The organism is Kitasatospora sp. UYEF31 (assembly GCF_057291755.1).
Genome location: NZ_JBXAWK010000043.1, coordinates 37432 through 56222, shown reverse-complemented (window position 1 = coordinate 56222; position 18791 = coordinate 37432). Strand labels below are relative to the sequence as shown.

Annotated in this window: 21 protein-coding genes; 4 read left to right on the top strand and 17 right to left on the bottom strand. The window is 69.7% G+C overall.

Annotated elements, in window-relative coordinates; all coding sequences use genetic code 11:
- Positions 1–150: 150 nt before the first annotated feature.
- From mutM to AC0Z36_RS20800, 8 genes are all read right to left on the bottom strand, one after another.
- Complete coding sequence (gene mutM / locus AC0Z36_RS20835) at positions 151–1032, bottom strand: bifunctional DNA-formamidopyrimidine glycosylase/DNA-(apurinic or apyrimidinic site) lyase (RefSeq protein WP_485464486.1); 882 nt, start codon at positions 1030–1032, stop codon at positions 151–153.
- A complete protein-coding gene (rnc, locus tag AC0Z36_RS20830) occupies positions 1033–1797 on the bottom strand; it encodes a ribonuclease III (RefSeq protein ID WP_485464485.1) in 765 nt (254 codons plus the stop codon).
- Between the two features lie 7 nt (positions 1798–1804).
- Positions 1805–1978: a 50S ribosomal protein L32 gene (rpmF, locus tag AC0Z36_RS20825; protein WP_485464484.1), complete on the bottom strand. Its 174-nt coding sequence runs from the start codon at positions 1976–1978 to the stop codon at positions 1805–1807.
- Between the two features lie 2 nt (positions 1979–1980).
- Positions 1981–2565: a YceD family protein gene (locus tag AC0Z36_RS20820; RefSeq protein ID WP_485464491.1), complete on the bottom strand. Its 585-nt coding sequence runs from the start codon at positions 2563–2565 to the stop codon at positions 1981–1983.
- Positions 2566–2765: 200 nt separating this feature from the next.
- On the bottom strand, positions 2766–3737 hold the full coding sequence (locus tag AC0Z36_RS20815) for a cell division initiation protein (RefSeq protein WP_485464483.1): 972 nt from the start codon (positions 3735–3737) through the stop codon (positions 2766–2768).
- A 75-nt stretch (positions 3738–3812) separates the two neighbouring features.
- Positions 3813–4298: a pantetheine-phosphate adenylyltransferase gene (gene coaD / locus AC0Z36_RS20810; protein ID WP_485464482.1), complete on the bottom strand. Its 486-nt coding sequence runs from the start codon at positions 4296–4298 to the stop codon at positions 3813–3815.
- Positions 4299–4323: 25 nt separating this feature from the next.
- The gene (rsmD, locus tag AC0Z36_RS20805; RefSeq protein WP_485464481.1) at positions 4324–4890 is read right to left on the bottom strand and encodes a 16S rRNA (guanine(966)-N(2))-methyltransferase RsmD; all 567 of its coding nucleotides are present in this window, start codon (positions 4888–4890) and stop codon (positions 4324–4326) included.
- A gap of 29 nt (positions 4891–4919) precedes the next feature.
- Positions 4920–5438, bottom strand: coding sequence for a hypothetical protein (locus AC0Z36_RS20800; protein ID WP_485464480.1), 519 nt, complete (start codon positions 5436–5438; stop codon positions 4920–4922).
- A 295-nt stretch (positions 5439–5733) separates the two neighbouring features.
- Between AC0Z36_RS20800 and AC0Z36_RS20795 the strand changes: the two genes are divergently transcribed.
- Positions 5734–6102, top strand: coding sequence for a hypothetical protein (locus AC0Z36_RS20795; protein WP_485464479.1), 369 nt, complete (start codon positions 5734–5736; stop codon positions 6100–6102).
- 116 nt (positions 6103–6218) lie between these two features.
- Here AC0Z36_RS20795 and AC0Z36_RS20790 read toward each other — a convergent pair whose 3' ends face one another.
- From AC0Z36_RS20790 to AC0Z36_RS20775, 4 genes are all read right to left on the bottom strand, one after another.
- Complete coding sequence (locus AC0Z36_RS20790; protein ID WP_485464478.1) at positions 6219–6806, bottom strand: hypothetical protein; 588 nt, start codon at positions 6804–6806, stop codon at positions 6219–6221.
- Positions 6803–7348, bottom strand: a complete 546-nt coding sequence (locus AC0Z36_RS20785) for an RNA polymerase sigma factor (RefSeq protein ID WP_485464477.1) — start codon at positions 7346–7348, stop codon at positions 6803–6805. Before AC0Z36_RS20785 ends, AC0Z36_RS20790 begins: the two co-directional genes overlap by 4 nt.
- 72 nt (positions 7349–7420) lie before the next feature.
- Entirely contained in the window at positions 7421–9688 is a 2268-nt protein-coding gene (gene recG, locus AC0Z36_RS20780) for an ATP-dependent DNA helicase RecG (RefSeq protein ID WP_485464476.1), read from the bottom strand.
- A 255-nt stretch (positions 9689–9943) separates the two neighbouring features.
- Complete coding sequence (locus AC0Z36_RS20775) at positions 9944–11569, bottom strand: DAK2 domain-containing protein (RefSeq protein ID WP_485464490.1); 1626 nt, start codon at positions 11567–11569, stop codon at positions 9944–9946.
- 325 nt (positions 11570–11894) lie between these two features.
- On the opposite strand from AC0Z36_RS20775, the gene rpmB reads away from it, so the two are divergent.
- On the top strand, positions 11895–12080 hold the full coding sequence (rpmB, locus tag AC0Z36_RS20770) for a 50S ribosomal protein L28 (protein WP_485464489.1): 186 nt from the start codon (positions 11895–11897) through the stop codon (positions 12078–12080).
- Positions 12081–12213: 133 nt separating this feature from the next.
- Here rpmB and thiD read toward each other — a convergent pair whose 3' ends face one another.
- Positions 12214–13047 (bottom strand): bifunctional hydroxymethylpyrimidine kinase/phosphomethylpyrimidine kinase, encoded by an 834-nt coding sequence (gene thiD / locus AC0Z36_RS20765; protein ID WP_485464475.1) that lies wholly within the window; start codon positions 13045–13047, stop codon positions 12214–12216.
- Positions 13048–13333: 286 nt separating this feature from the next.
- A complete protein-coding gene (locus AC0Z36_RS20760) occupies positions 13334–14287 on the bottom strand; it encodes a thiamine-phosphate kinase (RefSeq protein WP_485464474.1) in 954 nt (317 codons plus the stop codon).
- A gap of 150 nt (positions 14288–14437) precedes the next feature.
- Here AC0Z36_RS20760 and AC0Z36_RS20755 point away from each other — a divergent pair, with 150 nt between their 5' ends.
- Positions 14438–14674, top strand: coding sequence for an Lrp/AsnC family transcriptional regulator (locus tag AC0Z36_RS20755; RefSeq protein WP_485464488.1), 237 nt, complete (start codon positions 14438–14440; stop codon positions 14672–14674).
- 16 nt (positions 14675–14690) lie between these two features.
- Positions 14691–15200, top strand: a complete 510-nt coding sequence (locus AC0Z36_RS20750; RefSeq protein WP_485464473.1) for a DUF3515 family protein — start codon at positions 14691–14693, stop codon at positions 15198–15200.
- 198 nt (positions 15201–15398) lie between these two features.
- On the opposite strand, the gene AC0Z36_RS20745 is transcribed toward AC0Z36_RS20750, so the two are convergent.
- The 3 genes from AC0Z36_RS20745 to AC0Z36_RS20735 form a co-directional block, all read right to left on the bottom strand.
- On the bottom strand, positions 15399–16526 hold the full coding sequence (locus AC0Z36_RS20745; RefSeq protein ID WP_485464472.1) for a D-alanine--D-alanine ligase family protein: 1128 nt from the start codon (positions 16524–16526) through the stop codon (positions 15399–15401).
- Positions 16527–16794: 268 nt separating this feature from the next.
- Complete coding sequence (locus AC0Z36_RS20740) at positions 16795–17793, bottom strand: NAD(P)H-dependent glycerol-3-phosphate dehydrogenase (RefSeq protein WP_485464471.1); 999 nt, start codon at positions 17791–17793, stop codon at positions 16795–16797.
- Positions 17790–18527, bottom strand: a complete 738-nt coding sequence (locus tag AC0Z36_RS20735; RefSeq protein WP_485464470.1) for a lysophospholipid acyltransferase family protein — start codon at positions 18525–18527, stop codon at positions 17790–17792. The genes AC0Z36_RS20740 and AC0Z36_RS20735 overlap by 4 nt, the downstream gene beginning before the upstream one ends.
- Between the last annotated feature and the right edge of the window lie 264 nt (positions 18528–18791).

Below are 18791 nucleotides of genomic sequence, written 5' to 3'. Positions count from 1 at the left end.
CGCGCAGCGCCCCGAGCGCGCCCGGAGGGCGCGGCCCGACCGGGCGACGCGCGGGCGCCGAACGGCCCCGGAGCGCAGCGACGGGGACGTGAGGACGACGCCCGCGCTTGGAGCCCGGCGGACAGCACAGCCCGCGCTTGGAGCCCGGCATCAGTAAGGCGCCTTCTGGCACACACCGCAGAAGTAACTGCTGCGGTTCATGAACGAGATCCGCTGGATCTGCGTACCGCAGCGGTTGCAGGGCTCCCCGCCGCGGCCGTACGCGTCCAGCGAGCGGGAGAAGTAGCCGCTCTCACCGTTCACATTGACGTACAAACTGTCGAAGGACGTGCCGCCGACCGCCAGTGCGTCGGTCATGACCTGCCGGGCGTGCGCGACCACGCTTGCTGTCCGGGCCCTGGTCATCGTCGCGGTGGGCCGCGCCCCGTGCAGTTTGGCGCGCCACAGCGCCTCGTCTGCGTAGATGTTCCCGATGCCGCTGATCAACGACTGGTCGAGCAGCGCCCGCTTCAGTTCGGTCGTCCGCCGGCGCAGGGCACGGTGGAAGGCTTCCTCGTCGAACAGCGGGTCGAGGGGGTCGCGGGCGATGTGCGCGATCGACACCGGCAGGCCGTCCCCCGCTTCGGACACCACAGTGAGCGGCTCGACGGCCAGGCCCCCGAACGTGCGCTGGTCGACGAAGCGCAATTCCGTACGCAGATCGTCTTCGAAGGCGAAACGGACCCGCAGGTGCTTCTCGTCGACGGCTCCGGAAGGCTGGATCAGAAGCTGCCCGGACATGCCGAGATGCCCGACCACAGCGTGGTCGGGCAGCTCGTCGACTGCGGTACGGAACGGCAGCCAGAGGTATTTTCCGCGCCGGTGCGCGGCGGTGACCGTACGACCGTTCAGAACGGCCGCGAAGTCCGCCGCCCCGGCGGGGTGCCGACGGACCGCACGGGGATGTGCGACCTCGACGGCGTTGATGGTCCGGCCTACGACCCAGCGTTCCAGGCCGCGTCGGACCACCTCGACCTCAGGCAGTTCCGGCATCTATGCGTCCGACGACTCAAGAGACTGCGGGGAGCCGTCCTCAGCTTCGGGTGCTTCGTTGTACTTCGCCTGGATCCCGAGCCACGCGCTCTCGGCGGCCATCTGCTCCGCCTCCTTCTTCGAGCGCCCGGTGCCGGTGCCGTAGTCGACACCCGCGACACGGGCGAGCGCGGTGAAGGTCTTCTCGTGGTCCGGGCCGGTCTCGGAGATGACGTACTCCGGGACACCGATGCCGACCGTCGCGGTCAGCTCCTGGAGGCTGGTCTTCCAGTCCAGGCCGGCGCCCAGCGACGTGGATGCCTTGATCAGGGGGTCGAACAGGCGGTGGACGAGTTCCGTCGCAGCGCCCAACCCCTGGTCCAGGTACACCGCGCCGATGATCGCCTCAAGGGTGTCGGCGAGGATCGAGGACTTGTCCCGGCCGCCGGTGCCCAGTTCACCCCGGCCGAGCCGGATGGACCGGCCCAACTCCAGGGTCCTGGCCACGCCGGCGAGCGCCCGTGAATTGACCACGGCCGCGCGCAGCTTGGCCAGCTGGCCTTCCGGAAGCTCCGGGTGCAGTCGGTAGAGCGTGTCGGTGACGACCAGCCCGAGCACCGAGTCGCCCAGGAATTCCAGACGCTCGTTGGTCGGCAGGCCGCCGTGCTCGTACGCGTACGAGCGGTGGGTGAGCGAACGCTCCAGAAGGGCGGCGTCGACTGACCAGCCGAGCCGCCCTTCCAGGTCCGCGTTGCGGTTGCTTGAGTCCGTCACAGGGACGACCACCCGAGGATCAGACCTCGAGGACCTGACGGCGGTTGTACGTTCCGCACGTCGGGCAGGCAATGTGCGCCAGCTTGGGCTCACGGCAGCTGTCACAGCTCACCAGGTTCGGGACAACTGCTTTCCAGTTGGCCCGACGGTGACGGGTGTTGCTGCGCGACATCTTCCGCTTCGGAACAGCCACGTCTACTTCTCCTGGTTCTCATCGGCGCGCATCGCACCGCTGTCGTCGCCTTCGGCGGCGGCTCCGCCGAAGATTCCGGAAAGCGCAGACCAGCGAGGGTCTTCGCTCCCGTGTGTGTGCTCCGGGTCCTGCTTGAGGGGGACTCCGCAGTCCGAGCAGAGGCCCGGGCAGTCCTCTTCACAGAGCGGCTGCAGCGGCAGTGCGAGCACCACCGCGTCACGCAGCACCGGTTCAAAGTCGAACAGGTCGCCGTTCAGGCGCGGGTCGTCCTCCTCGGCTTCGCTGTCCGGGTAGAAGTACAGCTCCTGGAACACGACCTCGAGGACATCGTCATCGAGCGGTTCCAGGCAGCGGACGCACTCGCCGACCAGCGGCACCGTGGCGGTACCGGATACCAGCACCCCGTCCATCACGGACTCAAGCCTCATGTCGAGCTTGAGTTCGCGACCTTCGGGGACGCCGATCACTTCCACGCTCATGTCCGCCGGAGCGGGCACGGTGCGGTCCACCTTGCGCATGGATCCGGGCCGACGACCCAGCTCGCGTGTATCGAAGACGAGCGGGTTACGGGGATCCAAGCGTTCCAGGGTGTCCTACCTCGTGCTAGTGCTGCCGCCCCGGGATCGCCGGGGAGGCGCAGCGGTCATGATTGTCCGGTCCGCGGGCGGGCTGAAAAAAGCTGCTTTATGCGGACCGATCGTTAAGAATATCGCAAGCCCCGCGCTTCACCCCAACCGGGGACAGGAAGCGACAGGCCAGCGGCCATCCTAACCGCTCGTACGGGTACTCAACGCCGATCACGCTGCTGCTGCTCGATCTGCCGCAGGTCGATCAGGCTGGTGTCGAAGAAACTGGTCTCGTCCAGGGTGCTGCTGTCGTACGGGCCCTGGCCCTGCTGGCCGAGCTGGGCGTACGCGGACGGCTGGGCGCTGTAGTCCGGCACGGGGGTGGCACCGGTGTCGTAGCCCTGTTCGTAGCCGGACTGGTCGTAGCCGCCCGGGACGTACGCCTGCTGCTGGCCGCTGTAGTCCGGCATCGGTGTGGCACCGGTGTCGTAGCCCTGTTCGTAGCCGGGCTGGGCGTAGCCGGACTGGTCGTAACCGCCCTGCTGCGGGACCACAGCGGGGTAGCCGCCGGTGTCGTACACGGCAGCCGCGGGCTGCGACTGCGGCTGCGACGTCTGGGCGGGAACCGCGGCCAGCCCCGCGAAGCCTTCGTCCTCGTGCCGGTCGAGCTGCGCGGCAAGGCCCGGGGCCCCGCGCCGGGCGTCCGCGGTGTCCTGCTCTTCGAGGTACTCGGACAACTCGTCGACGGACCTGCGACCACGCATCTTGTCGCGGCCGCGGCCGACCGCGCCGAGCGTCTTGGTCAGGACGACCTCGAAGTTCGCCAGCTTCTGGTCGACGTAGTCGTCGGCCTCGCCACGCATCCGGGCGGCGTCGGCTCTGGCGTCGGCCAGGATGCGCTCGGCTTCGCCGTACGCCTCCCTGGCGACCTCCGTGTCCGCGACGAGCGCGCCGCGCTCCTGCCGGGCGTGCGCGAGGACACGCTCTGCCTCGCGCCGGCCCTCAGCCAGGACGGACTCCTTGTCGCCGAGGAGCCGGCTCGCCTGGTTCAGCTCCTCGGGGAGCAGGTTGCGCAGCTCTTCGAGGCGGGCCGTCAGCTCGGCCCGGTTCACCACGCAGGACGCCGACATCGGCATCGAGCGGGCGGTCTCGACGAGGTCGAGCAGTTCGTCGAGCTTCTTTGCCACGTCCACGTGCGTCAGCTTTCTGTTCCGGGGTGCCCGGGGAGGCCCCGGTCTGTCAGGCGACCTACCGGGCAGAGCATCTCATCATCGAGTCGCCGCGATGCGGTCCGTCAAACGGCGTAGAACCAGCTCAGGAACCAGTCCTGACACATCACCACCGTACGTCGCGACTTCCTTGATCAGCGAGGACGAGAGAAAGCTGTACAGCGGATTGGTGGCCATGAACAGCGTCTCGACCTCTGTCAGGCCGTGGTTCATCTGCGCCATCTGCAGCTCGTAGTCGAAGTCGGTGACCGCGCGCAGGCCCTTGACGATCACCGGGATCTCGCGTTCCCGGCAGAAGTCGACGAGCAGCCCCTCGAAGGCCTCGACCTTGACGTTGCCGTAGTGGGCGGTGGTCTCCTCAAGCATCTCAATGCGCTCTTCGACCATGAAGAGGCCGGTGCGCTTGGCTTTGTTGAAGCCGATCGCGATGTGGACCTCGTCGTAGAGCTTGGACGCTCGACCGATGATGTCCAGGTGACCGTTGGTAACCGGGTCGAACGAACCGGGACAGGCGACTCGACGCACGGACTCATCCCCTTGGATCTATGACTTAGGCACGCGCGGCGCGACCGTACCAGAGGGTGCCTTCTCCGTATTTGCGGGACCGTACCGCTTCGAAGCCCTCGGGCCACGCGAAGTCGCCGCCGCGTGTCTTGCGCTCGGCGGCCACCACGGCGTCCTCGGCGATCCAGCCGCCGTCGAGCAGGGCGGTCAGCAGGCCGGTGACCTCCTGGCCAGGCAGGGCGTACGGCGGGTCGAGGAAGACGATGTCGTACGGGCCGCCGGCCGGCGCGCGCAGCGGCACGGCCTCGGCCTGCCCGCAACGGACCTCCGCGCCGGGCATGCCGACCGTGGTCACGTTGTCCTGGATGATCTTCGCGGCCTTCGGGTCCAGTTCGTTGATGAAGACGTGCGCCGCCCCGCGGGACAGCGCCTCCAGGCCGATCGCCCCGGAGCCGCCGAACAGGTCGAGCACACGCGCGCCGAAGAGCGCTCCGTACAGCGACTCCAGGCTGGAGAAGAGTCCTTCCCGGGCCCGGCCGGAAGTCGGCCGGGTCCCGTCCGGCGGGACGGTCAGTCGACGGCCCCGGGCAGCTCCAGCGATCACACTTGTCATAGCGCTTATTGTCACGGATCGAAACGCGACTACGGGACGGCCGGGACCTCTGCGGCTCCGAGCAGGCCGGCGGTCGCGTAACGGGACCACGACAGGCAGCCGTCGGGCGGGCAGTACTCGGGGCGGCGGGGGTCGTGGCCGAGTTCGCGGATCTTGGTGCGGATCGAGTCGGGCGTACGGCCGAAGCGGGCCGCGATGCGGGCGATGGACTCGTTGTCGTGGAAGCGGCGCAGGAGGTCCTCCTCGTGCTGGGCGACCCAGGGGGCGCCGTGGCCGGGGAAGAGCTCGCGCAGCACGTCGCGGTCCGGGATGGGCTCGGCGACCTCGGCGACGATCGCCAGGGCGCGCAGAGCGCGGTTCATCGCCAGGCGCAGCGCGGCGACGTCCTCCATCGGGAGGGTGAGCTCGCCGGTGAGCAGACGGACGTCAGGCTCGGTGTCGCGCCAGCCGGACAGGGTGATGGTGACCTCGCGGTCGTCGTCGCTGGCGAGTTCGATGCGGAAGACCTTGTCGCCGAGCGGCAGTTCGTTCAGGTGGCGGAATGCCATGGTTGCTCCCCCTTCATCCTGCGTTAATTGTCTCTCCTCGCACTGACATCTGAGAGTTCGTCAGGATGCGGGAACGGTTCAGGAACCGACTCCGAAAGCGATTCCACAACCGGCTCCACAACCGGCTTCGGAACCGGCGCCGGAAAATTCTTTCGCCCGGGTGTCATACGAACCAGTGGGTTGCCGCGTACAGAGGGTGGAACGGCGGGGGCGCCACCGCCGGTCCAGTCCGAATCGACACCTCAGCACCCGCGTGCCGCAATCACGCGGGGGCTTCCGCACCTGGGAGACCAAGATGAAGATCCGTTCGATCGCCGCGACCACCCTGGCCGGTGCCGCACTTGTGCTCGGCACGTTCGCCCCCGCCGCCGTCGCGGTCACCCCGTCGGCCGCCGCCGCTGCCTGCTACGTGGACAGCAACGGCTCGCTGCACTGCGCCAACGGCACGAGCGACCTGCGTTCGGGGCCGCACTTCAACGCGCCGGTGGTCAGCAGGCTGACCAGCACGTACTCGTACTTCAACTGCTACACCGAAGGTGACCGGCACGGCGGCGGCAACAACATCTGGTACTACACCGACGGCGACGACGGCGGCCACGGCTTCCTGCCGGCGCAGCGGGTGTACACGCCGCAGGACCCGATGCCGGGCATGTATCACTGCTGACAAGCCGCACCCGACATACGCAGGGCGGGAGGAAAAACCTCCCGCCCTGTTGTCCTGCCGTCACACCATCATGGCGTCACATCTTTGTGGCGGCATGGCGTCCGGCCCGCATGCCGTCACCCCGTGCAGCCGGGGACCTCCAGTGTGTTGCGCACCCGCACACCGGGCAGCCAGCCACTGGCGCCGGTGGCTTCGTCGGTGATGCGGTACCACCGGGTGGAGGACACCCCCGTCTCGTCCCTGACCAGCGGGCCGTCGGCGCGTACGCAGTCCAGCCTGACCCGGTCGCCGTGCCACACCCGGTCCACCAGGTCGGCCTGGCTCTTGGAGAGTTTCGGCGTACGGAACACTCCGAACGAACACTCGATGATGCGCTGGGTCCGGCAGGGTCCCTCGACGTTGACGACCTGGGTGACGACCGCTTTCGCGTGTGCGGACGGCGGGCTGTGCTGACGACCCCGCTGTTCACCGAACAGATAGGAACCCCCCGTGAGTGCCACAACGGCGACTGCGGCGGCCAGGGCCCGCAACGGCTGCCGGGACCAGGGACTCCACGTCCGTACGGACCGCTCCCGGGGTCGGATCACAAGCGCGGCCAGATTCGCCGGCACATCCACGGCCGCGTCGGCACGGCGCAGTCCGGCCCGCAGTTCGCGGACGGCGGGGTCGTCGGTCCCGTCGATGGGGCTCTGCTTCGGGATCATGCCGCTCCTCCGCCGGTACCGATCGCGCCGACCAGGGCGCGCAGCCGGGACAGCGCCCGGCCCCGGGAGCGCGAGACTGTGCCCCGGTGCACACCCAGGATCTGCGCGGCCTGGTCGATGGTGTAGCCGTCGAGGTCGACGAGCATGACCGCGGCGGCCTGTCCCGCCGACAGTCCACGGAGTAGCCGTACAGTCTCCCACTCGGCTTCCCGGCAGCCCAGCGTGTCGTCACCGAGGGTCTCCCCGGGTTCGGGCGGCTGGGCGAGCAGCACCTGACGGCTGTGCCTTCGCCAGGTGTCGCGGGTGACGTTCACGAGCGTGCGGAAGGCGTAGGCGTACGGCTCGGGGTGGTCGAGTAGCCGGTGTGGCTTGCCGACGAGTTTGAGGTACACCTCGTGGACTGCGTCCTGGGCACCGCACTCGCCGGTGAGCATGACGGCCCGCCGGTACAGGCGGGGCAGCAGGTGGCAGAACAGGTCGTCGAAGTCCTGTCGGGGGTCTGCCGGTCTGCCCCGCGGCCCGCCCCCGTGATGTTCGTACATGCGCCAATTGCTATCGGCGGCGCAGGTTTGCTGTCAGTCCCCCGTACGGGTGTCACCGGCGCGCGGAGGCGGTCAGCCCTTGTCGAGGTACTCCGCGCGCTCCTCAGTGAGGATGGTCTCCAACGCGCTGCGCAGTTCCTGGTGTTCGGCAAGCTCCGGGTCAGCCGCGACCACGGCGACGGCCTCCTCGCGGGCGGCGATGATGACGTCCTCGTCGCGGACGACTTCCAGCATGCGCAGCGAGGAGCGACTGCCGGACTGCGCCTGGCCCAACACGTCGCCCTCGCGTCGCTGTTCGAGGTCGATGCGGGACAGCTCGAAGCCGTCGAGGGTCGCCGCGACCGCGTCGAGGCGCTCGCGGGCCTTGGTGCCGCCGGGCATCTCGGAGACGAGCAGGCACAGGCCCGCCGCGCTGCCACGGCCCACGCGTCCACGCAGTTGGTGGAGCTGGGAGACGCCGAAGCGGTCGGCGTCCATGATGACCATCGCGGTGGCGTTGGGCACGTTGACGCCGACTTCGATGACGGTGGTGGCCACGAGCACGTCGACTTCACCGGCGCCGTAGCGGCGCATCACCTCGTCCTTGGCGTCCGGAGCCATGCGGCCGTGCAGGACGGCGATGCGCAGGCCGTTCAGCGGCCCCTTGTCGAGCATGTCGGCGATGTCCAGGACGGCGAGCGGGGCCCGGCGCTCCTGGTCATCCGTACCAGCGCCCTGGTCTTCGGGGTCGTCGTCGTAAGCCTCGTCGGGGAGGTCACGCTTCTTCGCCGGTTTTTTCTTCTTCGGCTCGTCCTCGTCGTCGCCGATGCGCGGGCAGACCACGTACGCCTGATGTCCCTTGCCGACTTCTTCGCGGACTCGTTCCCACGCGCGTTCGAGGAAATGCGGTTTCTCCTGCGCGGGGACGACGTGGGTCGTGATCGGCAGGCGTCCGGCCGGGAGTTGGTCGAGTACGGACGTCTCAAGGTCGCCGAAGACTGTCATGGCGACCGTACGCGGAATGGGGGTCGCGGTCATGACCAGCACGTGCGGCGGGTTCGCCGACTTGCCACGCAGGGCGTCCCGCTGTTCGACGCCGAACCGGTGCTGCTCGTCGACGACGACCAGGCCGAGGTCGTGGAACAGGACCTTGTCCTCGATGAGGGCGTGGGTGCCGATGACGATCCCGGCCTCCCCGGTGACCAGGTCGAGCAGCGCCTGGCGGCGGGCCGGCACACCCATGGAGCCGGTGAGCAGGGTGACCTTCGTGCCGGACTCGTGGCCGCCGAGCTGCGTCGGCGGTTCGGCGAGCGGTCCGAGCATCTCGGTGATCGAACGGTGGTGCTGCTGGGCGAGCACTTCGGTGGGCGCGAGCATGGCCGCCTGGCCGCCCGAATCGACCACGGCGAGCATCGCGCGCAGGCTCACGACCGTCTTGCCCGAGCCGACCTCACCCTGGAGGAGACGGTGCATGGGGTGGTCGGTGGCCAGGTCGGTGAAGATCTCCGCGGTGACCCGCTCCTGCCCGTCGGTGAGGGTGAACGGGAGGGTCGCGTCGAAGGCCGTCAGCAGGCCATCCGCCTTCGGTTTACGGGGCACGGCGGTCTGCTTGGAATGCGCGAGCCGCCGTTGTGCCAGCGCGATCTGCAGGACGAACGCCTCGTCCCACTTGAGCCTGTCCTTGGCGGCGGTGACCTCGGCCCACGTGGTGGGGCGGTGCACCCACTCCAGGGCCTGGCGCAGCGCGGGCATGTCACGCCGGGTCAGCAGCTCGGCGGGCAGCGGGTCGCCGACCTCCCCGAGGGTGTCCAGGGCGACGGTGACGCACTGCGCGACCTTCCAGGACGGCATGCTCCCCGAGGCCGGGTAGACCGGGATCAGCGCGCCCGCGAAAGCCGCCGCGTTCTCGTCCTCGTCCTCGCCGACCAGCAGGTATTCGGGCTGGTTGAGCTGCAGGGTGTCGCGGAACCGGCCGATCTTCCCGGCGAACATGCCGCGTCGCCCGGGGCGCAGTTCGGTCTCCCGCCAGCCCTGGTTGAAGAACGTCAGGGTGAGGCTGCCGCGGCCGTCGGTGACGACGACTTCGAGGAGGTTGCCGCGCCCGTTGCGGAACTGCCGCTTGGTCGACTTCGCGATCTCCGCCATGACGGTGACGTGCTCGTCGATCTCCAGGCCGGTGAGCGCGGTCAGCTTGCCGCGCTCGGCGTAGCGCCGGGGGTAGTGGCGCAGCAGGTCGCCGAGCGTCCGCAGGTCGAGCGACTTCTCCAGCACCTTGGCGGTGCGGTCGCCGACCAGCTTTTTGAGCGGTTCATCCGTACGTGACACTGTTTTCTCCTGCCGGGCTCCCAGCGCAGGCGTCATCCTCCCGCCGCCTTCGCTTCGCTCAGTCGTCGGTCGGCGCCCGCGCGTCGCCCGGAAAGACCGCGTCCTCCGGACGCGCTCCTTCGCTTCGCTCAGTCGCCTCGCGGGGCCCCGCTGGTTTGGCCTCCGGACGCGCGCGCAGGGGCCCGCTGGTTTGCTCTCCTCGCTGACGCTCGTCGATCAGACGCTACCCGCAAGGTCCGTCATCCGGCTGCCGAACCGGTTGGGACCGTTCGTACGGGGATGTTCCTGGCGTTACTCCACGCCGATGAGGAGCGGGTAGAGCTCCTGGCCGCCGTCGTAGACCATCACGTCGACTTCGGGGCGCAGGACACGGGCACGGGCCTCGATCCCGGCGGCCAGGGCCGGTGTGCTGTCGACGCCGCCGATCAGCGTGATCAGCTCGCCGCCGCCGGCCAGCATCCGTTCGACCACCGTGACGGCGGTCTGGACGAGGTCGCTGCCGATCACCGCGATGTCGCCGTCGATGATGCCGAGGTAGTCCCCCGCCTGGCAGACCCCGGCCATCGTCCAGGACTCCCGGGCGGCCCGGGTGAGCGCGCCGTAGCGGGTCGCGCCGGCGGCCGAGCTCATCCCGATGACGTCCTGTTCGAAGCGCCGGTGCGGGTCGTGGACGGCGAGTGCGGCCAGTCCCTGGACCGCCGCCTTGGTGGGGATGACCTGGACGCGGAAGCCGAGTTCGGCGGCCTGTTCGGCGGCGACGTCGGCGACCGCGTGGCCGTCGTTCTCATTGGGCAGCAGCACGATCTCGCGGGCCCCCGCCTGCCGGATGGCGTCCAGAAGCGCGCTGGTGGAGGGCGCGCGCCCAGGCCCCGCCTCGACGACGTGCGCGCCGGCTTCGCCGAACAGGGCTGCCATGCCGTCGCCGTAGGCCACCGCGACCACCGCGCGCCCCGCTGTGCTGGGCTGCTGCTGGTGGGCGAGGGTGCGTTCCAGGTGGGTGATCCGGACCCGGTGCGGCCTGCCCGCCTCGATACCGGCCTCGACGGCCGCGCCCGCGTCGTCGACGTGGACGTGGATGCTCCACAGCCCTTCGCCGCCGACGATCACCAGGGAGTCACCGAGCGCGGACAGCCGCGCCTTCAGTGTCGGGATCGTCTGGTCGGTCGTGTCGAGGAGGTAGATCACCTCGAAGGAGGGGCCGACGTCTTCGTTGTCATCGATGACAGCGGTCGGCACGGGCACGTGGTGGGTGCGGTCGTGGGGTTCGGCGTGCTCCCCCGTGACAACGGTGACGAGGGCGTCCAGGAGCACACACAGACCGCGCCCGCCGGCGTCCACGACGCCGGCCCTGCGCAGGGCCTCCAGTTGGTCGGGGGTGCGCGCCAGCGCGGCGCGCGCCCCACGGGCCGCGGCGCGGACCACCGCGGGCAGGTCGTCGGGGGCCTGTTCGGCCGCCGCGGCGGCGGCCCGGGCCACCGTGAGCATGGTCCCCTCAACCGGTTCGGCGACCGCGATGTAGCCCGCCTCGGCGGCCCGGCGCAGCGCCTGCCGCAGGACCGGGCCTGCGACCTGCGGGTCAGTGGTGTTCTGCGCGACGTCGAACTGCTCGGCGATACCGCGGAACAACTGGCTCAGGATGACTCCGGAGTTGCCGCGCGCACCCATCAGGGCACCGTGTGCCAGAGCCCGTACGGCCTGCCCGGCCTCGGGGGCGCGCCCCTCGTAGAAGGCCTGGTCGTACAGGGACTCGATTTCGGCGGCGCCCGACTCCATGGTCAGGAACATGTTGGTGCCGGTGTCACCGTCGGGCACCGGGTACACGTTGAGGGCGTCGATCTCCTCCCGGGCCCGGCCCAGCCGGGCCAGGGCCGCATGGCTCCAGCGCCGGACCGCCTCGGCGTTGAGCCCGCTCGGCACACCCACCTGACTGCCCCCATCATCCTGTGTCCGCCACTGGCCTGATCTTTTCCGGCTGTGTCCCCCACGGGCACCGCCGGGACGGTCTGCACAGCGCTCGCAGCGTATCCGCACCTGGGAGCGGCACTGGTGGGACCGGAGCCCCAGGCGATGGGTTAGTCTGTTCGGGAAGCGTCGACGGAAACCCATGTCTGCATACGACGGCTGCATACAACCCGGATAGCGGGTTTGGCAGCGTTTCCGTTCTTCGGTTAGTCTTCTGCGGTTGCCTGGCATCAGCCGGTACCTAACGTACGTGCATCTCATCGTCTTTGGAGTGTCTCCCGTGGCTGCTAACTGCGACGTCTGCGGCAAGGGGCCGGGTTTCGGCAACAGCATTTCGCACTCGCACCGCCGTACCCCCCGCCGTTGGAACCCGAACATCCAGACGGTGCGCACGGCAGTCGGCGGAACGCCGAAGAAGGTCAACGCCTGCACGTCTTGCATCAAGGCTGGCAAGATCACGCGTTGATCAGCATCTGAAACTCGGCTCAGGGGCCGGTTCACCTTCGGGTGTTCCGGTCCTTTTGCTTGTCCGGACCGCTTGTCTGGAATTCCGCAAAAGCGCGGTGCTGCCGATTCACCGGCAGCACCGCGCTTTTATGTCAGCGGGTCCGCCACGCGTGGTCCACCGGGCCGATGCCGGCGCCGAGGGGGAAACCGGCTCTGATCGCTCCGGCCGTGTACTCCTGCGCATCGCCGACGGCGCGGACGACATCGCGTCCGGCGGCCATCCGGGCGGCGATCGCCGCAGCCAGCGTGCAGCCGGTGCCGTGGGTGTGCCGGACCGGCAGCCGCGGGCGCCGGAACCAGTGCTCGGTACGGCCGTCGGTCAGCAGGTCGGCGACGGTTTCGCTGGCCGCGTCCCGGCCGCGGGCGTCGGGCAGGTGACCGCCCTTGACGAGCACCCACAGCGGCCCGAAGGCGAGCAGCGCTCCGGCCGCCTTCGCCATGTCGGCCTCGCCGAGGACTTCGATGCCGGTGAGCTGGCGGACCTCGTGCAGGTTCGGGGTGGCCACGGTCGCCCGCGGCAGCAGCAGCCGGCGGACGCTGTCCAGGAACTCTGAGGCCGGAGCGTCGTGTGCGAGCAGCGGATCACCGTGCTTGGACACCCCGACCGGGTCTACGACGATGGGTGCGCGGACCTTGCGCAGCAACTCGGCGACAGTCGCCACGGTTTCGGCGGAGCCGAGCATGCCGGTCTTGACCGCCTGGACACCGATGTCGTCCACGACACTGCGGAACTGCGCTCGTACGGCGTCGTCCGGCACCGGCCACACACCCTGGACGCCCAGGGAGTTCTGGGCGGTGACGGCGGTGAGCACGGTCATGCCGTGCACGCCGAGGGCGGACATCGTCTTGAGATCCGCCTGGATTCCGGCCCCACCGCCGGAGTCGGAGCCGGCGATGGTCAATACGCGTGGAGGAATGCGACCCATGCAGGTCAGCGTACCGACGGGTAGTCAGACTGTCCGGCTGACCCACCAATTCAGACGACAGGCGCGCAGCGCCCCCAGCCGCACCACCACGGAGCGAGGACGCGCAGCGCCCCCAGCCGCACCACCACGGAGCGAGGACGCGCAGCGTCCCGAGCGCGCCCGGAGGGCGCGGTTTGACCGGGCGACGCGCGGGCGCCGAACAGCCCCGGAGCGAAGCGACGGGGATGTGAGGATGACGCCCGCGCTTGGAGCCCGGCAAAAGAACAGCCCGCGCTTGGAGCCCGGCCTAAGAAAAGTGATCCCAGCCACCGGAACTGAGGTACGGCGCTCCGTCGACGGTGACCTCCTTGCCCTCGTGCACGTGTCCGATGACCCGCCAGCGGGCCGACAGCGCCGTGCCGGGCGGGAAGGTGGCCACCAGCGCGTGGTCCTCGCCGCCCGCGAGGATCCAGTCGAGCGGGCGGGCCCCTATGGCGCGCGCCACATCGCGCATCTGCTGTGGGACGTCCAACTCGGCGGTGAGCACGTCGATCCGCACCCCCGACGCGGCGCAGATGTGGCCCAGGTCCGCGATCAGGCCGTCGCTGACGTCGATCATCGAGGTGGCGCCGAGGTCGGCGGCCGCGGGGCCCGCGTCGTAAGGGGGTTCAGGCCGGCGGTGTGCCTCGACCAGGGCGCGCGGAGCGCGGTGCCCGTGCCGCAGGATCTCCAGGCCCGCCGCCGACCAGCCCAGCCAGCCGGCCACCGCGAGCACGTCGCCGGGCTGCGCGCCCGAACGCACCACCGGGTCCCGGCCGCGCAGGTCGCCCAGGGCGGTGACCGCGATGGTGACGGTGTCGCCCCGTACGACGTCTCCCCCGGCGATGCCCGCGCCGACGACTGCGCACTCGTCGGTCAGCCCGTCGTACAGTTCCAGGACCCACGCCGCCGGAAGGTCGGCCGGGACAACCAGCCCCACCAGGAGGGCTGTCGGCACCGCACCCATCGCGGCGATGTCCGCGAGGTTCTGCGCGGCGGCCTTGCGGCCGACGTCGTACGCGGTGGACCAGTCACGCCGGAAGTGCCGCCCGTCGATCAGCAGATCGGTGCCCGCCACCACCCGGCCGTCCGGGGTTTCGACCACCGCGGCGTCGTCGCCGATGCCCAGGGGGATCCGGGCACCGCCGCCGGCACGCTCGGTGAGAGCCCGGATCAGGCCGAATTCGCCGAGTTCGCCCACACTGTGTGCGCTGCCGGTCATCTGCGCGTACCCGCCTTTTGTTTCGTATGCCCGTACGTCCACCGAACCTGGTGGCTGTCCACCGGGTCCGGACCGACAATGGTTGCAGGCCATCCCAATCCGGGCCTACCCGCGTTAGTGTGCTGTGCCCTGCTCAAGTGGGAGGCCATGGTGATACAGGCGTACATCCTGATCCAGACCGAAGTGGGCCGCGCCTCCGCCGTGGCCGAGGCGATCGCACGGGTTCCCGGAGTCACCCGGGCGGAGGATGTGACCGGCCCGTACGACGTCATAGTCCGTGTCGAAGCCTCCAGCGTGGACGAGTTGGGCCGGATGGTCATGTCCCAGATCCAACAGGTCGACGGGATCACCCGTACGCTCACCTGCCCGGTGGTCCGATTGGGCTGATCCTTACAGTGGGACTGTGCCCCACCGACTTTTCCGCGTCCTCGCCGCCGCCGTCGTCACGGTGACCGCGCTCAGCGGCTGCTCCGGCTCGTCCGGTTCCGCGGGCGACGTGAAGGTGTCCGTGCCGTCCCCGCCCGGCGGACCCGTCACGGCCGCCTGTGCGGCGCTGCGTCCGCTGCTGCCCGGGACTGTGATGGACGAGAAGCCCCGGGCGACCTCGCCGGAGTCCGGCCTCACCGCTGCCTGGGGCGGCAGTCCCGCGACGGTGCTGCGCTGCGGTGTGCCCAAGCCCGTCTCCCTGCGCCCCGGAAACCCCGCCTACGAACCGGACCAGAACGCGGCGGGCGTCAACGGCGTGAACTGGACCTTCCGCAAAACGAAGGACGGGGTTGTGTTCACCACACTCAACCGGGCGGCGAACGTCGAGGTCTTCGTACCCAGGCGGTTCGGCGAGCCGACCGCGCCGCTGGTGGACCTGGCGGACGCGGTCAGCAGAGCCGTGCCGTCGCTGATGGGCCCCGAGTAGTCGCCGAGAACCGCACCACTGCGAAGCGACGGGCGCGCAGCGTCCCAGAGCCCGGCGGACAGCACAGCGAGGGCGCGCAGCGTCCCGAGCGCGACCGGAGGCCGCGGCCCGACCGGGCGACGCGCGGGCGCCGAACAGCCCCGGAGCGCAGCGACGGGGATGTGAGGACGACACCCGCGCTTGGAGCCCGGCATATGTTCAGCGCAGCAAGGTGTTCGGGCGGCGCAGCGCAGCCTTGATCAGCCGGTCGACCAGCTCCGGGTACTCCACTCCGGAGGCCTTCCACATCTGCGGGTACATCGACACCGGGGTGAACCCGGGCATCGTGTTGACCTCGTTGATGATGAACGAGCCGTCCTCCAGCAGGAAGAAGTCCACCCGGGCCAGGCCCTCGCAGCCCAGGGCCTCGAAGGCCTCGACGGCGGTCCGCCGGACGTCGGCGAGTTGCTCCGCCGTCAGGTCGGCGGGGACGTCGACCTCGGTGGCGTCGTCGAGGTACTTGGCGTTGAAGTCGTAGAACTCGTGGTCGCCGCGGACCTTGATCTCGGCGGGCAGGCTCGCGCGCGGGCCGTCCTCGAAGTCGAGCACGCCGCATTCGATCTCACGGCCGGTCAGCATCGCCTCGACGACGAGCTTCGGGTCGTGCGTACGGGCTTCCTCGATCGCCGCGTCCAGGTCCTCGACGCGGTGGACCTTGCTGATGCCCATGCTGGAACCGGCGCGGGCGGGTTTCACGAACACCGGGAAGCCTAGAGCCGCGATCTTGTCCCGTACGGCCTGCTTGTCCGTCTCCCACTCCCGCGGGCGGACCGTCGCGTACGGGCCGACGGGGAGACCGAAACCGGCGAAGACCCGCTTCATGAACTCCTTGTCCATGCTGACCGCGCTGGCCAGGACGCCGGAGCCGACGTACGGGATGCGGGCCATCTCCAGGAGGCCCTGCAGGGTGCCGTCCTCGCCGTACGGGCCGTGCAGCAGCGGGAAGACGACGTCGACCTCGCCGAGGAGTTTGACCGTCTCGCCGGTTTCGATGACGGTCAGTTCGCGGTTGGTCGGGTCGGCCGCGAGCACCACGGCGGCCTGCGACTCGGCGACGTCGGAGACGCTCGGCAGCCGGCCGTCGTTGATGGCCATCCGCGCCGGTTCGTCCACGGCGAGCACCCAGCGCCCCGTGGTGTCGATGCCGATGGGCACGACGTCGTACGCGGTGCGGTCGATCGCGGACAGCACGCTGCCGGCGGTGACGCAGGAGATGGCGTGCTCGCTGCTGGTGCCGCCGAACAGGAGGGCTACGCGCGGGCGGGGTGTGGGGGTCTGGTCGTCCATGATGCGAAAACCCTATACGTCGGTGCGTTCGAACGTTACGGAACCGCCGCCGGGCGGGAGGGCCCGGCGGCGTGGCGAGGGCGCGCAGCGACCCAACGGCCCCAACCACCGCGTGGCGAGGACGCGCAGCGTCCCGAGCGCGGCGAAGGTGCCGGCGAAACTCGGCGGGTGCCGCGGCCCGACCGGGCGACGCTCAGGCGCCGAGCGACGCCTGAGCGAAGCGAAGGCGGCGGGAGGACGACGCCTGAGTTTGGAGCCCGGCATAAGTTCAGCGTTCAGCTTTAGTGGAGCGGGACATCAGTTCCTTCAACGCCACCAGCGGCGACTTGCCGTCGTGGACGATCGACACCACCGTGTCGGTGATGGGCATCTCCACGCCGTACCGCCGGGCGAGCAACTGCACGGACTCGCAGGACTTCACGCCCTCGGCGACCTGTTTGGTGATCTTCACAACCTCCTCAAGGCTCAGGCCGCGGCCCAGGTTCTCGCCGAAGGTGCGGTTGCGGGACAGCGGCGACGTGCACGTGGCGACCAGGTCGCCCATGCCCGCCAGACCCGCGAAGGTGTGCGCGTCCGCGCCCATCGCCGCGCCGAGCCGGGAGGTCTCCGCCAGACCGCGCGTCATCAGCGACGCCTTGGCGTTGTCGCCGAGCCCGATCCCCTCGGCCACGCCGACCGCGAGCCCGATGACGTTCTTGACGGTGCCGCCCAGTTCGCAGCCGACGACGTCGATGTTCGTGTACGGGCGGAAGTACGGCGTCTGACAGGCGTCCTGGAGCCGCTTGGCGACGTCCACGTCAGCGCACGCGACGACACTCGCGGCGGGCTGCCGCAGGGCGATCTCCTTGGCCAGGTTGGGCCCGGACACGACGGCGATGCGCTCGGGGCCGGCTCCGGTGACCTCCGCGATGACCTCGCTCATCCGCAGCCCGGTGCCGAGTTCGGCCCCCTTCATGAGGCTGACTAGGACCGCGTCCGCGGGCAGCAGCGGCGCCCACACGGTGAGGTTGGCCCGCAGCGACTGCGACGGCACGGCCAGGACCACGAACTCCGCGCCCGCCGCGGCCTTCGCCGCGTCGGTGGTCGCGGTGATGCCGTCCGGCAGGGTGATGCCCGGCAGGTAGTCCGGGTTCTCGTGCCGCTCGTTGACCGCGGCCGCCAGTTCCTCCCGGCGCCCCCACAGGGTCACCTCGCAGCCCGCGTCGGCCAGGATCATCGCGAACGCGGTGCCCCACGAGCCGGTGCCGAACACCGCGCAGCGCGTCATGCGGCGTCCTTCTTGCCCTGGGACTTGCCCTGGGACTTGCCCTGGGACTTGTCGCGCACCGGCGCCTTCTCGCCGCGCAACTCCTCCAGCAGGCCGGTGATGTCGGCCATGATGCGGTTGGTGGCCTCCCGCAGGACCTCTGCGGTCAGGTCCTTGCCCCGCAGGTCGTCCAGGTCGACGGGCGGCCCGGCGAGCACGCGCATCGTCTTGCGCGGGAAGAGCTTCAGCCTCTTGGAGTACGGCGCGAGGACCTCCTGCGGGCCCCACTGCGCGATCGGCACCACCGGGGCACCGGTGGTCAGCGCGATGCGCGCGGCCCCGGTCTTGCCGGCCATCGGCCACAGATCCTTGTCGCGGGTGATCGTGCCTTCCGCGTACACGACGACGCACTCGCCCTTGTTGACCGCGTCCACCGCCGCCCGGAAGGCCAGCGTGGCGTCGGCCGAGTCGCGGTACACGGGGATCTGCCCGGCGCCGCTGATGATGCGGCCGATCACCGGGATCTTGAACAAGCTCGCCTTCGCGAGGAACCGCGGCACCCGGTGGGTTTCGTACTGGTAGTGCCCGTAGGTGAGCGGGTCCAGGTGGGAAACGTGGTTCGCCGCCGTCACGAACCCGCCGGTGGACGGGATGTTCTCCACACCACGCCAGTCGCGCTTGGTGAACATCAGCAGCAGCGGTTTCACCACCGCCACCACCAGGCCGTACCAGAAGCCGATCCTTGGGCGGGACACCGGCATTCCTCTCTGTCGTTGTGCGGAAGGGCGAATCCTGCCACGGGTTTGTTTCATTACACCGGACGGAGTCCGGTACGGCTCCAAGGCGGTGTCCGGAGCGGATCGTGAGGTACGGACGAACTGCTCAGAGCACGGTCCTGGCGGTCATAAAAACAGTGTCGCTGCTCACATCGCCGTTGTACGCCCTGTTCGGACGGCCTTCGATTCTTGTACAAGGAGACCCCATACTTTCCCGTGCGGCATGGGGCCTTGTCGACAAAG

Coding starts and splice junctions, on each gene's coding strand:
- mutM (WP_485464486.1), bottom strand. CDS start 1,032: ATGCCGGAACTGCCTGAGGTCGAGGTGGTCCGACGCGGCCTGGAACGC.
- rsmD (WP_485464481.1), bottom strand. CDS start 4,890: ATGACAAGTGTGATCGCTGGAGCTGCCCGGGGCCGTCGACTGACCGTC.
- AC0Z36_RS20800 (WP_485464480.1), bottom strand. CDS start 5,438: ATGGCATTCCGCCACCTGAACGAACTGCCGCTCGGCGACAAGGTCTTC.
- AC0Z36_RS20795 (WP_485464479.1), top strand. CDS start 5,734: ATGAAGATCCGTTCGATCGCCGCGACCACCCTGGCCGGTGCCGCACTT.
- AC0Z36_RS20790 (WP_485464478.1), bottom strand. CDS start 6,806: ATGATCCCGAAGCAGAGCCCCATCGACGGGACCGACGACCCCGCCGTC.
- AC0Z36_RS20785 (WP_485464477.1), bottom strand. CDS start 7,348: ATGTACGAACATCACGGGGGCGGGCCGCGGGGCAGACCGGCAGACCCC.
- recG (WP_485464476.1), bottom strand. CDS start 9,688: ATGACGCCTGCGCTGGGAGCCCGGCAGGAGAAAACAGTGTCACGTACG.
- thiD (WP_485464475.1), bottom strand. CDS start 13,047: ATGGGTCGCATTCCTCCACGCGTATTGACCATCGCCGGCTCCGACTCC.
- AC0Z36_RS20760 (WP_485464474.1), bottom strand. CDS start 14,287: ATGACCGGCAGCGCACACAGTGTGGGCGAACTCGGCGAATTCGGCCTG.
- AC0Z36_RS20745 (WP_485464472.1), bottom strand. CDS start 16,526: ATGGACGACCAGACCCCCACACCCCGCCCGCGCGTAGCCCTCCTGTTC.
- AC0Z36_RS20740 (WP_485464471.1), bottom strand. CDS start 17,793: ATGACGCGCTGCGCGGTGTTCGGCACCGGCTCGTGGGGCACCGCGTTC.